Source organism: Pantoea dispersa (assembly GCF_014155765.1).
Classification (GTDB): domain Bacteria; phylum Pseudomonadota; class Gammaproteobacteria; order Enterobacterales; family Enterobacteriaceae; genus Pantoea; species Pantoea dispersa.
In genome coordinates this window covers 1-13,049 of record NZ_SCKT01000009.1, presented here as the reverse complement: position 1 = coordinate 13,049, position 13,049 = coordinate 1, and the positions used below count along the sequence as shown (strand labels likewise).

The 13,049-nt window shown below is 49.0% G+C and carries 11 protein-coding genes and 2 pseudogenes; all 13 read right to left on the bottom strand.

From position 1 onward, the window contains the following. Window positions 1-280: 280 nt before the first annotated feature. Window positions 281-598, bottom strand: coding sequence for a hypothetical protein (locus tag H7K56_RS19760; protein ID WP_150361282.1), 318 nt, complete (start codon window positions 596-598; stop codon window positions 281-283). A gap of 1 nt (window position 599) precedes the next feature. Further along, window positions 600-1,232 (bottom strand): annotated as a pseudogene (locus tag H7K56_RS19755) (RHS repeat-associated core domain-containing protein); the annotation flags it as partial. Between the two features lie 109 nt (window positions 1,233-1,341). Further along, complete coding sequence (locus H7K56_RS19750; RefSeq protein WP_150361281.1) at window positions 1,342-1,548, bottom strand: hypothetical protein; 207 nt, start codon at window positions 1,546-1,548, stop codon at window positions 1,342-1,344. A 621-nt stretch (window positions 1,549-2,169) separates the two neighbouring features. Next, window positions 2,170-2,490 carry a hypothetical protein gene (locus H7K56_RS19745; protein ID WP_150361280.1) on the bottom strand — a complete coding sequence of 107 codons (321 nt, stop codon included), beginning with the start codon at window positions 2,488-2,490 and terminating at the stop codon, window positions 2,170-2,172. 448 nt (window positions 2,491-2,938) lie between these two features. Continuing rightward, a pseudogene (locus H7K56_RS23560) lies at window positions 2,939-3,199 on the bottom strand (RHS repeat-associated core domain-containing protein); the annotation flags it as partial. 125 nt (window positions 3,200-3,324) lie between these two features. Beyond that, on the bottom strand, window positions 3,325-3,696 hold the full coding sequence (locus tag H7K56_RS19735) for a hypothetical protein (protein WP_150361278.1): 372 nt from the start codon (window positions 3,694-3,696) through the stop codon (window positions 3,325-3,327). Continuing rightward, window positions 3,693-8,129, bottom strand: coding sequence for a glycohydrolase toxin TNT-related protein (locus H7K56_RS19730; protein ID WP_150361277.1), 4,437 nt, complete (start codon window positions 8,127-8,129; stop codon window positions 3,693-3,695). The genes H7K56_RS19735 and H7K56_RS19730 overlap by 4 nt, the downstream gene beginning before the upstream one ends. A gap of 2 nt (window positions 8,130-8,131) precedes the next feature. Next, window positions 8,132-8,572, bottom strand: coding sequence for a DcrB-related protein (locus tag H7K56_RS19725; protein ID WP_127834554.1), 441 nt, complete (start codon window positions 8,570-8,572; stop codon window positions 8,132-8,134). Between the two features lie 134 nt (window positions 8,573-8,706). Next, window positions 8,707-9,633 carry a hypothetical protein gene (locus H7K56_RS19720; RefSeq protein ID WP_150361276.1) on the bottom strand — a complete coding sequence of 309 codons (927 nt, stop codon included), beginning with the start codon at window positions 9,631-9,633 and terminating at the stop codon, window positions 8,707-8,709. Window positions 9,634-9,726: 93 nt separating this feature from the next. Beyond that, window positions 9,727-10,128, bottom strand: a complete 402-nt coding sequence (locus tag H7K56_RS19715; protein WP_249042743.1) for a hypothetical protein — start codon at window positions 10,126-10,128, stop codon at window positions 9,727-9,729. Next, window positions 10,119-10,871, bottom strand: coding sequence for a hypothetical protein (locus H7K56_RS19710; RefSeq protein WP_249042742.1), 753 nt, complete (start codon window positions 10,869-10,871; stop codon window positions 10,119-10,121). Before H7K56_RS19710 ends, H7K56_RS19715 begins: the two co-directional genes overlap by 10 nt. 213 nt (window positions 10,872-11,084) lie before the next feature. Next, window positions 11,085-11,432, bottom strand: coding sequence for a hypothetical protein (locus H7K56_RS19705; protein WP_241494905.1), 348 nt, complete (start codon window positions 11,430-11,432; stop codon window positions 11,085-11,087). Between the two features lie 11 nt (window positions 11,433-11,443). Then, the coding region (tssI, locus tag H7K56_RS19700; RefSeq protein WP_182689045.1) for a type VI secretion system tip protein TssI/VgrG at window positions 11,444-13,049 on the bottom strand (1,606 nt) is incomplete at its 5' end.

Below are 13,049 nucleotides of genomic sequence, written 5' to 3'. Positions count from 1 at the left end.
CCCAGTCATGACCTTCCCTGTCTGTACCCCAAATACTACCAGCCACGCTTTGAACGGCAACCCGTGCACGGCAGCTTGCTGTTCGCCGGGCACGGCCAGCACAGAGCCCACTGGTGATGCCACTACCACTTGGATTTACCGGGGGTAGCGGCTTCATGTGGCGGGGTTCGGGGTCGGTAAGAAGTTAACCATGCAGGTTGAACAGGGCTGTCTGATCCTGACGGCGAGCGTCTGAAGTTAAAAATCCGGAGGATCTTTAGGATCATTTCCGGATTCATTGTTATTTATCAATTATTTCGTAGTTATTAGGCGATCGCCACATTATAACTTTATATGGAAATTTAATTTTTCCATCATCTTTTAAGTATCCCATTACTTCAGATGGTGCCCAACCTTGCCCATAAGAAAATAATGCGTTAGCATTAGCCAGTTGTTCAACTATGGATAGTTGTTCTTTTTCATTGTTTGTCTTAATGGAATAAGAGTTATTTTTTTTAGAAAACCCGAGACTTAATAATATCGCACCGTCATTACTCCCTCTTACTTCAACGACAATTCTGTTCGGATCCAATATCGTTACTAACATATTGTTAAGCATATCACTTCCCTACGTTAACAGTTAGGATTGTATTAATAATTGAGTTATCTATAGTTGATTGTGAGTTGATAACCATTTCAGGAGCGCCACCCGGCAGATGCTGGCCGGGTCCTTTAAAGTAATCATTACCACTTAATGGGCTTCTTGGGCTTAGATCTCTTATACCTGTGACTTTTCTGACTTTGAAGCCCTCTGATAATGAATCCTTATAAAGTCCCATATCTCTTTCAATGGCTCTTGCTCTGGCTCTTGTTATCGTTATTTCCTTTGAATTACCTGCATGAGAGAAATACTGCATTATTCCTTGCTTATCGCTGATAAATGAGCCATCCCTACCAATAGTTGGATATACATCCCAAGATTTAGGGCTGATGTTATATCCTTCATTAGAATTTTTTAGCATGGCATGTTGCCGCTTACGCGCCTGATCTACACCACACTTACTCAGCCCCAGAGGATCTATCCAGCTGAACGAATTCGGCGCATACTGGTACAGGTTCAGCCCACCCGCCAGCCCTATCGGGTCCTGCTGCGTAAACCGGGCACTGTCCGGGTCGTAGTAACGAAACAGATTGTAGTGCAGTCCGGTTTCACGGTCCAGGTACTGGCCCTGCATACGCAGGTTCTGGTCGTAGCCGGGCAGTTGCTGATGAGTAAAGGTGGAAAGGGATTACTTGATCCTGACATTAGGCGGCTAAAGAGAAAAAAGCCGGAAAGACAGTTAAGATTACTCCAGACTATTCTCAGCAATAATAGAAATATATATCACTTATTAAATCGCCATCAGCCTGTTCTACAGTTACTGCTTTAACTTTATTTAAGTCTGCCAGTACCCCTTTTACTGGGACATCATCTCTTGATAGATATACATAAAAATTTTCTCTTTCACTCTTAGGCACATATTTATTTATCAAATAAAGAAGGTTTTCTCTTAATTCTTTATCTGTCATGGTATTAACTCTTTAAGAACGCTGACTTTATCGAAGTGTAATAGCATAGCATTTTTACGTTGATAATAATTTAATGCACCGCCTCTATCACATTCTGGATGTACGCTGGTATAAAAGCGTATATCCGTGCCCTGTGTCACTTTTGGCAAAAAGGCGATGGTTCGCTTAACGCGAATACCAAATTCCGCTTTTAATCCATCATTGCCAGATCCAAATCATCTATAAAGAAAATGATTTTATTTTCTTTGCATATCCAATGCAATTGACCATTTTCTTTATCGCAAATTAAGTCATTATTCATTTTCAACTCAATAATTATGGCTTACGCCGGGACTCGTCAATAACCTTCAAGTAATCCCTCCGCTCTGCGTGAGGTACCGCCATTTCACCTTGTGAACCGCCCCAAGTAGATACACATTGTACCTTAATCTACTCGAGGGCTGTCATAGGATTGCGAAGCATTAAATAGTTCATTTGATATTTCATGTCTATAGGCTGCGGGAGGTCGGATTTGAGAGCGGCCAGCCGGTTACCGTTCGGGTGGAGGTGGGTTGTCTGATCCTGACGGCGGGCGGCTAAAAAAAAGCCGGCAGGATCATTGAGATCGCTTCCGGCTTAGAGTTAATTGTTATTCACAATATCCCATATGTTATCCTTTATCTTTTGATATATTTTATTTAACCGGACTCTTTCATCAAAATCATCCCGCCATATAAAATATTCAGAAAAAGAACCATTTCCTTTATCCATCGTTTTCCATGTGTCACAAGCACTGTTAAAAAAACATTCTGGGTCATCACATCTGTTGTCATTAGACCATTCTAGTTTTTCTATTATTGATTCGACACCGCGAATCCAGTTAATTTCCTTCTCACTTATGAGAATGTCTCTCAACTTTTTAAATTCATTTAATAGATCTTCTGACAATATCTTACTATGCATATCACTACCTTAAAGGCCAGCTATCCATTATCTTAACCCCTGCCAGTTGCCAAGGCTGCTCAACAAATATCTGAGTAACATTTTGACCACCAAAATAATAGCCTCCCTGATAACCCACTGGCCCCTCGTATATAGTTGTTCCTTTAGGTATTAAAACTTTGTATACAGATTCTAAAGGAGAAGTACCAGTTAATACCCCTTCGTTATCAATCCATTGAGGTTTAACAGCTAAATCAACACGAACTTTTGCTGCTGACTCAGCAGGGTCTCTCGTGAACCACTGGCCAAAAGCATTTTTCCCACCGCCAGCCTTTCCTGCTCGAAATAAAACAAGATCTTCTTTTAAGATATTCTTATTATATTTACCGCCTGCAAAATTTGCAGCTGGATTATTTCTTAATTTAGCAAGTGGGCCAGGGTTATTAACCATGTCATATTTATAATCGCCCTTGCACCTGCTTAGGCCTAAGGGATCCACCCACCCCAGCGCATTCGGCGCATACTGGTAAAGGTTCAGCCCACCCGCCAGCCCTATCGGGTCCTGCTGCGTAAACCGCGCACTGTCCGGATCGTAGTAACGAAACAGATTGTAGTGCAGTCCGGTTTCACGGTCCAGGTACTGGCCCTGCATACGCAGGTTCTGGTCGTAGCCGGGCAGTTGCTGATGAGTTTCGCGCAGCAGCTTGCCCCATGCGTTATTGATGCCTTCCCTGAATAAAACATCCCTAATTTAAGCTGCATGAGTATAATAATTTAAATTGGTATTACAATTACCAATGTTTTTACATGTTTCATCTAAAAATCATTAAGCGTGATAAACTGCATAAAATACATCTAACCAAAAACACCTATAAGATAAGATAAATATCTTGAAGGTTGAACCTCCGAAAAAGTAAAAAATGTCAAAATTTCATGTTTATGTAGAGAACATTTGCTTTCAAAAAAGCATATGGCCTGTCCTTTATAACTGAAACTTCCATTCCTTGTTAAACTTTCTTTCACACCTTTGATATGACTTACAATCTCTTTTTTAAAGGTTTCACTTTCCAAATCCAATCTCTTAGAATTGAATACTGTAAATTCTACCTGACCGTCACAATATGGACAATCAATAATATTTCTTTTAAGGATGAAGTCATTTTCAAAACCATCATGCAATAATATAGCTTTCTTAATAAAGTTCTTTTTTATATTAATTTTACTCATAACTTTTTTAACACTCCATCACTTATAAGATCTTCAATAAAGTCATGTGTTTCATACTGAGTACCCATACCTGTTTTACCAAACCATGGTATAGCAGGCCCTGCATCCACATCATAAGGCTTCAATACTTCATAAGTAGAAAACGGTTTTGTTAACGTACTATCTGGAAGAGCTCGCCCTTCAAATGAGGATCCTGCTGGTGACAAAAAATTCCCTGTATCACGGAAGCCACTTGCGTCGGTCCATCCACCATAACGATCCACCTTAGTTCCAGGTATAAGAGTCTTATTTTTTACAGTAACAAAACCACGGTTTGGAGGCCAAGCTCCCGAACCCATTAATTTTTCAAGCGCTGCCCAATCTTGCTTTTTCCATAAGCCGTAGGCTTTGGATGCTTGAGAGCTGGATTTAAAATGACCTTTGGATTTAGACTGAAATTGATTCCATGTATTTTTACAACTTAGCCCCAGAGGATCGATCCAGGTTAGCGCATTCGGCGCATAAGCATACAGGTTTATCCCACCCGCCAGCCCTATCGGGTCCTGCTGCGTAAACCGCGCACTGTCCGGATCGTAGTAACGAAACAGATTGTAGTGCAGTCCGGTTTCACGGTCCAGGTACTGGCCCTGCATACGCAGGTTCTGGTCGTAGCCGGGCAGTTGCTGATGAGTTTCGCGCAGCAGTTTGCCCCATGCGTTATTGATGCCTTCCCAGCTGATGCGGCCTTCGCTGTCTGTCAGGCGTTCCGGCATACCGTTAGCGGCATTGTGGAACCAGAAAATCTCCGCGCCCTCATTGCCGTCAATACGCGCCAGCGGTTCATAGCTGTTTGCGTCGCTGTATACGTAGGTCAGTGGCACTTCGTCGTGTATTTCCTGCAGCAGACGAAAACCGTCCCAGACGAAGCGGGTGAGGGTCGCTGCTCCGGCCGGCTTGCCGTGCAGTAAACGCTGCACGCGCTTGCTGATGCGGCGCCCGAGCGGATCGTAGCGGAAACTCACCTGCACTTGAGGCTTGTTGCGATCGCGCGGTTCGCTGACGACTTCGATCAGGCGATGCTCGTCATCATAGCGGTAGCGCCAGCGCGTCTGACCGTCATCCTTTTCACTGGTGCGACCGTGCACGTCATAGCGCCAGCGGATGCCGTTCAGCTGCGTAACACGGTTGTGCGTAACCGCTGCTGCCGCGCTGCGGTCCAGCGGATTGCCCGCGCCATCCCATCGCCACGTATCATTACCGGGCTGAGCACCTTCCTGCACCAGCAGACGGCCAGCGCTGTCGTAGTGCCAGAGCGTCTGGCTGAAAGGATTGTCGTCGCGCTGTTCGCGGATCAGGTTGTTGCCGTAGTCGAAATCACGCCGGCGCGACCAGCGGCGCGGTGCCGGGCGCTGTGCCTCGCCGTCGAACACATCGCGACGCACCAGCCGACCCAGTCGATCGTAATCGCTGCGCGTGGTCAGTCCGCCCTGACTGCGGCTCAGCTCGCGATGCAGTGTATCGCGCGTAAATTCGCTGACCGGTAGGTTATCCAGCGCGATGCTCAGCAGATGGCCGCTGCCGTAATACAACTGTTTCAGCTGGCGGCCATCCGGCAACGTCAGCGCAGTGCAGTTGCCCAGCGCGTCGTACTGCCACGCCAGGCTGCCCTGATCGCCCTGCTCCGCTATCACGCGACCAGCCTTGTCATACGCGAAGGTAATCGCCTGCTCGGCTTCACGGCTCCACTGGTTTTCCCCCAGTGGCAGATGCTGCGCCACGCTTGCCAGCTGGCCCGCCGCGGTATAGTCATAGCGCGTCTGGCCTTCCGGGGTGATGCGCGCCATGAGTTGCCCTGCCGGGCTGAAGGCAAAGCGGTGCGTAATCGCCTGCGGGTGACCGGCGGCGAAAGTGCGGGCAACTGCGCGTCCGGCGGCATCGTAGTCGTAGCGTGTTGCCACACCGTCCAGCCCGATCTGCGCCAGCAGCAGCGAATCTGCGCCCCATTCGAAGTGGTAGCTTTCACCGTTTTGATTTTGCAGCGAGATTAAACGTCCACGGCTGTCCCAGCGGCGCTGCACCTCTTCGCCCTGCGCGTTTCGCGAGAGAGTCAGTCTGCCGGCCTGGTCGTAAGCGAATTCGCTGCGTTTACCGTCTGCCGAGGCATACGCCACTGGCAGACCACGTTCGCTCCACTCCAGACGTTCTTCCCAGCCTTCAGCACGTTCCATCTGCCGGGGCCGCCCGGCGGCATCATAGTAGTATCGCGTTTCTTCGCCATCGGCTGCTGTAACACAACTTAGCCAGCCCAGCGGATGATAACGGTAACGCGTAGTCTGGCCGGAGCAGTCCGTCTCGCGAATGACCTGCCCGGCATCGTTATACTCACGGCGATAGCGATTGCCCGCCGCATCAATCTCTTCAGTGATCAGCCCAAACTCATCGCGCAGATAACGCGTGCTGTACCCGAGCGCATCGACCACCCGTTCCAGTCCGTGATGGATATCGTAGTAATAACGGATGGCAGCGCCGCCAGGCTGGGTGATGACGCTGGGCAGGGCACGATGCGTTAACCACTCTGTGGTCTGCGCATTGCCATCGGCATCCTGCTCTTCAATGCGGTTACCGAGCTCGTCGTAGGTAAAGTTCACCGCATGGCCGAGCGGGTCAATACGGCGCGTCAGTAGTTCATTGTCATCCCACTCGTAGCGCCATTGCTCGCCGCGCTCGTCGATGTAGCAGGTAATCAATCCCTGTGCATTCCAGTGATGCTCGCGCTGCTGACCATCGTAGGTAGAAACGCGGGTAATGCCCGCCGTGAGATCGTACTGCATACGGCAGCCATCGCCGCTGCTGGTGCGATTTTCTATCACCCGCCAGTGATCAAACAGCTGCCAGCGATACTCGCTCTCCAGCCCGCCCGGCAGGCGGTGCCACACCATCAGGCCATCCACGTTATAACGGAAACGGCGCGTTTCAATGCCTGCCGCATCGGTGACGCTGGCAAGCTGGCCGTGATCATCAAAGCTCCAGCGCATCAGCGGCCAGTGCTGTTCACCGTCAAAGTGACTGGCAGCGGTAACGCGTTGCGGATGGCGTTCGTCGTTGTAGTGCAGCGTCACGTCAATTGCCAGCGGTTCATCATGGATGCGCACCAGCCGGCTCTGCTCATCCCAGCCCATCTCCAGCGCGTTGCCGTACTCGTCGCTCAGCGAGGCGAGACGCAAGAGCTGCGGGTTTCTGGCGGTGGGTTTGTACAAGCGCCAGACCGCGCCGTCATCGTCAGCGATTGCCACGTCACCGTGCGCATTGCGTCGCACCATCAGTCCTTCGCTGATGCTGTAAAGCACCTCTTTTTCACCGGGCAAGGCAAAACGCAGTTCGCGGCCGTTGTCATCAAACCAGGTGGCCTGATTGCCTTCCAGCGTCAGATAGCTGTCGAACACCGTCGACCAGCCGCGGCCAAACAGGCCGGCGCGCTGCGTCAGGCTGTTATAACTGCGCTGCCAGCGCAGGGGAAAACGTCCCGGCAGCGAGAAATCTCGCTCGGCATCATCATTCAGCACTTTCACGCCGGTAGCGGCATGTACCGGGTGCAGCGCGGAAAATATCGCGTTGATAGACATATCGGCCAGCATACCGCCGCCCGCCATTGCCAGCGCACACGGCATATTTTTCAGGATCTGGCCGGGGCGACCGCGGATCAGCGACAGGCCGATCATCGCCAGCGCCAGTCCCGGCTGTTTACCGCTTTTGATATCCCGCACCGTTAGCGTTTCACCGCCAATGATGACGTTGGCTGAAACATCATCGCTGATGGTCGCTCCACAGGTGGTGCGATCTTTAGCACGTGCCGCCGGCTGGCCGTTGATGAGTACGCTTTTAGATCCTTCAGCGAGATACTGTGGTCCGCTGTGTTTTTCGCACGCAACTTTATCCTGTTCCAGTGGCGAGGTACCTGCGGCAGCGGAGGCAATCGTCGGCTGCCACATCGCCCCGGCGAACTGGTCGGCAACCGCCAGCAGTTTGCCGGCATAGTCGGCAAAAAATCCGGCCGACTGCGCTTCCGGTGGTGGCGTATCGCCTGCCGTCAGTTCACCTGCCGCACGAGCCGCCGCCAAGCCATTGATGATCACATTATCCGAACCGCTGGCAATGATACCCGCAGGTGACGGCGGGAACAGCATGTCGCCAATGCCATCCGCAGCCGCGCTGATGTCGTCCGTGATACCTGCCACATTCGCCACCGCACCCGCGATGATACCGCTCAGCAGACAGCTACTGCCTACCGCCGCCAGCGCACCCACGCCAACCAGCGGAGCGGCTACGGTAGCCACACCGGCAACAATCGCGCCCATCGCGGCGTAGACCGCACCTTCAGCGACGATGCTAGTGATATCGGCGAAAATACTGGAATGAATGATGTCATCGCCCTGGCGGGCCGCGTGCTTATCCATAATTATCCCTTCCGTGGGGCGTTCAGTGTCAGGCTCTGTTTGAAGGCATGCCAGCGTGCCCCGTCTTCTTCATCAAAAGGCCGCATGGCTGAAAAAGTAAATATCATCAACATATTGGTTTCAGGCACGTTTACTGCCAGCTGACGTTGCCACAGTGCCTGCCCGTTGCGATCAAAAGCCGTTTCCACTTCGATGGCGCGCAATGTGTTGTCGGCTCCAGCCAGCACGCGTGTAAATTCGCTCTGCTCTACATGGCCCATCTGGCTGCGCAACGTATCCCACTGGCGGTGAAACTCCTGCTCAAAATCGCTGCCTTCGGCGATTGGCCCACGGCTGACGATCAGCGCCAGCCCGGTGGCCTCATCGCGCAGAATATTCATGCTGGTGTCCTGCCAGCCAGCCGGAAACAGGGCGAACGCGCCCTCGTTGAATTGGTAATGCATGTTGGATATCCGTTAGAGGAATAAATGAGGATGGATCTATGTGGAATCACTTTAGCGAAACGAACTTAATTAAGCTGGTCCATCGCCAGTTGATAATTTTATTTGCATATTAGCCAGTAATTGACAGTGACACATTACGCATCATTAAAAACCATCATAATGTGACTTATGCGATGATCTTCAATCTGAAATAAGAGACGTTTTCCATCACCCTCGTAATAAATCCAGTATTGATCATCACTGTCATCAACAGCGCCTTTGCCATAACGACGCTGCAGAGCGCTTTCGCTGTCACCAACTGAAACACCCCTGTACGTTTTGAACCCCGGCGAATTAAGGGTGATTTGCGCTATAATATAGCTATCACGGTCACGATGCTCTTTCTCCCAGTATAAATTGGAAGAGTAAATATCAAAACCTGGATAGTTATACTGATAATAATGATAATTTCCGTCGTCTGAAGGTCTGTCGCCAGCATAGCTTTCAGCAATCGGCACTCCGGCGTGCTGCTTTGTCAGATTATCCCATTCGTCTCCCAGTGAGACACGATAATGATTGATTTCCACACTGAAGTCGGAGGCTGAAAGAGGTTTACGGGTACAGTTTGCTTCTAAGTTACCTGCAGAATCCCCCGCAGGGTCGCTATTGAAACGCTTTGCCCAGGCAGCAATATCAGGCTGCGGATTTTTCTCAGTATTATCATTACATCGATAACTTATTTTGCCCGTTTTAGCATCTGTCCATGCAGCATAGGTCCTGCCATCAGGTTGTATTACAAAGGCTGAAGCCTGTTCCAGATAAAGATCACTTAACCAGCCTTCCACAAACAATCCGCCTGCTGATGTCAGGTGCGGTTCACCATACACATCAAAGTTTTGACTGAAGGTATCGTAATCAGGGCCCAAAATGCTCTTTAGCTTCAGCAGTACATCTTTGTTGCTAAAAACGGATGAAACTTTATCAAGGCTATTATAATCAGACATCACTACGTCTGCTCTGGCTGACATCATGCCGAAAGCCATAACTGCCACAACACTAAATAAAGATAATTTTACACGCATCAACTTACCCGACAAGCCGAATTTTAATAACACTCACAGACGTTCGTTCCGGATGATAAAGCCGACTAAAAGAACAATAAAAACCCGTAGAAATTACTTTTTAACTGGATGAAAAACTCCGTTATCAGATCCTGCATCAGTTAACAAAGAATAATTTTTCTTATCGACTTTAAAACGAAAAAGATGTACAGAAGTATTTGGATCTCCACCACAAATAGCATAGCGTTTATCCTCTCGAACATCGACAATGAAATATTTACTGTCAGAGACATCATCATAATCATAGGCTAAACAATGATCGCGTAATAACGATAGCTTATTATCCCTGATAGCTTTATGTACCGTCAGGACAGCAATATCTTCATCAGTTTGAGCTACATTTTTAGTGTCATAATGGATATTACTTTTAGCTGAAAGAACAGAATAACTTAAAACGGCACAAGAAAAAAACAAGATACACTTTAAGCAATACGATCTAGACATTTTTATTCCCACTTACCATCCTGTGATAGCAATACCTTTTTGTCTCTTGATACCGTCAGCGTCAACGGATCAAAAGTAATGCCATACTCTATATTTCCATTATTGAAAATCATACCAACTGCTTTGGCTGCATCAGGGGAATTAATTGTGTGGCCGGTAAGTGAAATCTGGCTACCATCGCTATTTCTCATGCCATAGTACTCTACATTTTTACAATTGGCATAAAACTCCCCACAGTTATTTACAAGAGTCACGGTGAATCCTGATGTCGAAAAAACCCTGGCTTTTAACATTGCATTTATATTTGGCTCTATCTTTTTAAGGGAAAAATATTTGGGAGCATAAAACTCACCATGGCTCGGCAGTACAGTTAAATGCCAGAGCATGCAATTATTATTTAATGTCAGCTCAGCCTCTCCATTTTTACCACCAAAGGCAGAGTCAAATTTCACAACAGCTTTATTATTCTTAACAATGCCATGTAAGTTACTCTCATCACCATCAGGGCAATCAATACGATTACCACTATTCGTAATGTAGCAGTAACGCCCAACAACCTTTCCGTCAACTTGCCTAATCTTGATATTTAACGTGGAATAATCGGAGCTATTTTCATTACCCGCAGCACCAGACCACTCACCGTTGAAATCTATCGCAGCCCATAAAGGAGCCGCAAAAGAAAGCAATATCATTGAGAAAAAACAGGCCTTTTTTTTTAAAAAAACATATTTCTTAATCATATTCGTAAGCGACATTAGTATGGGCTCCAGCTAACCCTGCCTTCGAAATTCAATCTGTACGCTGTTCTCCAACGCATAGAGAAGTTTATATTGCAGTAATTATCGGGCTTACTGTAGCCATATAACCCACCAAAATAGAAAAAACCTATGATTGCCAGCGCACTTAATTGTATAGAAAACTGATTCCCTGACACTCCCCCTGGCAGCCCAGGAGGTTGAGAAAAATAATTAATTGGGATTGTTATAGTCAGGAGCCAAACCCTTGTGGGTTGCAAGCAATCTGTCTTTTTTAACCCAGCCCATGATTTGATCACCGTCGTTAGTGAGGTACATGACCCGGTAAAATCCATTCTGCTCAACATAGGCATAAAGATCATCATTTGGCACAACAAATATCCCTTTTAATAAACACTTTTCATCAGGCGCTGAATAAAACTGCAAATGTCCTTTCCCTCCCACTTTGTACAGATTATCAGTATTATCAAACCGGACCCCGTTAGAAATCCCTGACTTATCTAACTTTGCACAAAAATCATTAGCTGAAGCAACCAGGGGCAAGGCAATCATCATCGCCATTAAAAACCTAATCATATCATCCCTCTACCTTTCATAATCCCGATAAGTTTTTTAGCATACTCCGGATCTGTTGCATAGCCATTCTCTTGTAGCCCCTTCGCCCATTCAACAGGATCTGAAGATTTGAAAAGACTACTGTAACGTTTATTATCCATCAAAAACTGACCATGTTGTTCAATACTCTCTTCAACCGAGCCATAAGTTGCAAAGCTATCAACAATTTTGATTTTCTTACCGTTGACATACTCATGCGTTACGGTTTCCGCAGCATTTTTAGAACCAAATGATTTTATTCCAAAAATATTGTTACTACTTGTATTCGTTTTCTTATCAAATGGAACCAAATCTCCCCAGCTTGATTCAAGGATCGCCTGCGCCGTAGTGATTTCTGCCGGAACGCCCGTTTTCTTTTCACTGATCTTAGCTGCAGCATAGACCTTATCAAAAAAAGCTTGTTTATCTGCTGGTAACGGGCGTGCTTTGCGAGCCGGGTGATTTGCTACAGGTGCAGCGGTCGGCTTAGCGGCAGCAGAGACCGCAGCTTTCGGCGCAGCCGGAGCCGCCTGTCCTTTCTGTTTAGGGGGGAACAGGTTCTCCACCGCTTTACTGATATTCTGTTTGTGATCGGCACCAGGCGCACCGGTGCCGGGCTTTGCACCGTCAGTATTCAGGTTCAGCTTGCCGCCGGACGTTGTAATGTGGCCATCGCCCTGCACGAAAATATTGAAGCCTTTACCGACAATATTAATGTGACCGTTAGCGTTGAGTTCAATGGCGCTTTCACCGCACTCCAGACGCAGTTTGGTGCCGGATCCCAGAACATAGGTATCAACTGCTGCATCCAGCTTGCCTTGTCCGGTCAGGAGCTCCTCGCCGCCTTTGATACCGTGTACACGGTTGGTCTCAACGCGGTACAGCTCATTGCCGCCAGCATAATGGCTGTGGTTATTGGCGACCGAGTGGCTGGCATCGTTTTTAACGTGCGTATCCATGTTTTTCTGCGCCTGGATCCAAAGATGCTCCTCGCCCGCCTTGTCCTCGAAGCGCAGCGCGTTTGCCGTGTCCGCCGTGCCGTCCTTCGAACGGCTTAAAAACCCCATCTGCGTCGCCGCCGCCGGCAGCGCCCACGGCGGCATGCTCGCCTCGTTGTACACGCGACCGATGATCAGCGGCCGGTCCGGGTCGCCGTTGATGAAGTCCACCACCACCTCGTCGTTCACCCGCGGGATCTGCACGCCGCCGAACCCCTGGCCCGCCCACGCGCTCGACACCCGCACCCAGCACGAGCTCGTGTCGTCGCCCTTCGCCAGGCGGTCCCAGTGGAACTTCACCTTCACCCGGCCGTAGCGGTCCGTCCAGATTGACTCACCCGCCGGGCCCACCACCTTCGCCGTCTGCGGCCCGTGCGTCTTCGGCCACGCCGTCGCCGGCTCCGCACGGTACGTCACCGACGACGGCAGCACCGTGAACGCGATGTTGTGCCGCGCCCCGCCGCCGCCGCTCGCGTACCCGTTCTCCTCGAAGTCGTACCGCGCCGACGTCACCAGGTACTCTCCGTTGTCGCTGAAGTGCGGCGCGTTCACGATGCCGAACCGGTACCCCGGCGCGATGCCCGTC

Bases quoted from the DNA above. Each gene is read 5' to 3' on its own strand.
- H7K56_RS19760 (WP_150361282.1), bottom strand. From the start codon at position 598: ATGCTTAACAATATGTTAGTAACGATATTGGATCCGAACAGAATTGTC.
- H7K56_RS19750 (WP_150361281.1), bottom strand. From the start codon at position 1,548: ATGACAGATAAAGAATTAAGAGAAAACCTTCTTTATTTGATAAATAAA.
- H7K56_RS19745 (WP_150361280.1), bottom strand. From the start codon at position 2,490: ATGCATAGTAAGATATTGTCAGAAGATCTATTAAATGAATTTAAAAAG.
- H7K56_RS19735 (WP_150361278.1), bottom strand. From the start codon at position 3,696: ATGAGTAAAATTAATATAAAAAAGAACTTTATTAAGAAAGCTATATTA.
- H7K56_RS19730 (WP_150361277.1), bottom strand. From the start codon at position 8,129: ATGGATAAGCACGCGGCCCGCCAGGGCGATGACATCATTCATTCCAGT.
- H7K56_RS19725 (WP_127834554.1), bottom strand. From the start codon at position 8,572: ATGCATTACCAATTCAACGAGGGCGCGTTCGCCCTGTTTCCGGCTGGC.
- H7K56_RS19720 (WP_150361276.1), bottom strand. From the start codon at position 9,633: ATGCGTGTAAAATTATCTTTATTTAGTGTTGTGGCAGTTATGGCTTTC.
- H7K56_RS19710 (WP_249042742.1), bottom strand. From the start codon at position 10,871: ATGTCGCTTACGAATATGATTAAGAAATATGTTTTTTTAAAAAAAAAG.
- H7K56_RS19705 (WP_241494905.1), bottom strand. From the start codon at position 11,432: ATGGCGATGATGATTGCCTTGCCCCTGGTTGCTTCAGCTAATGATTTT.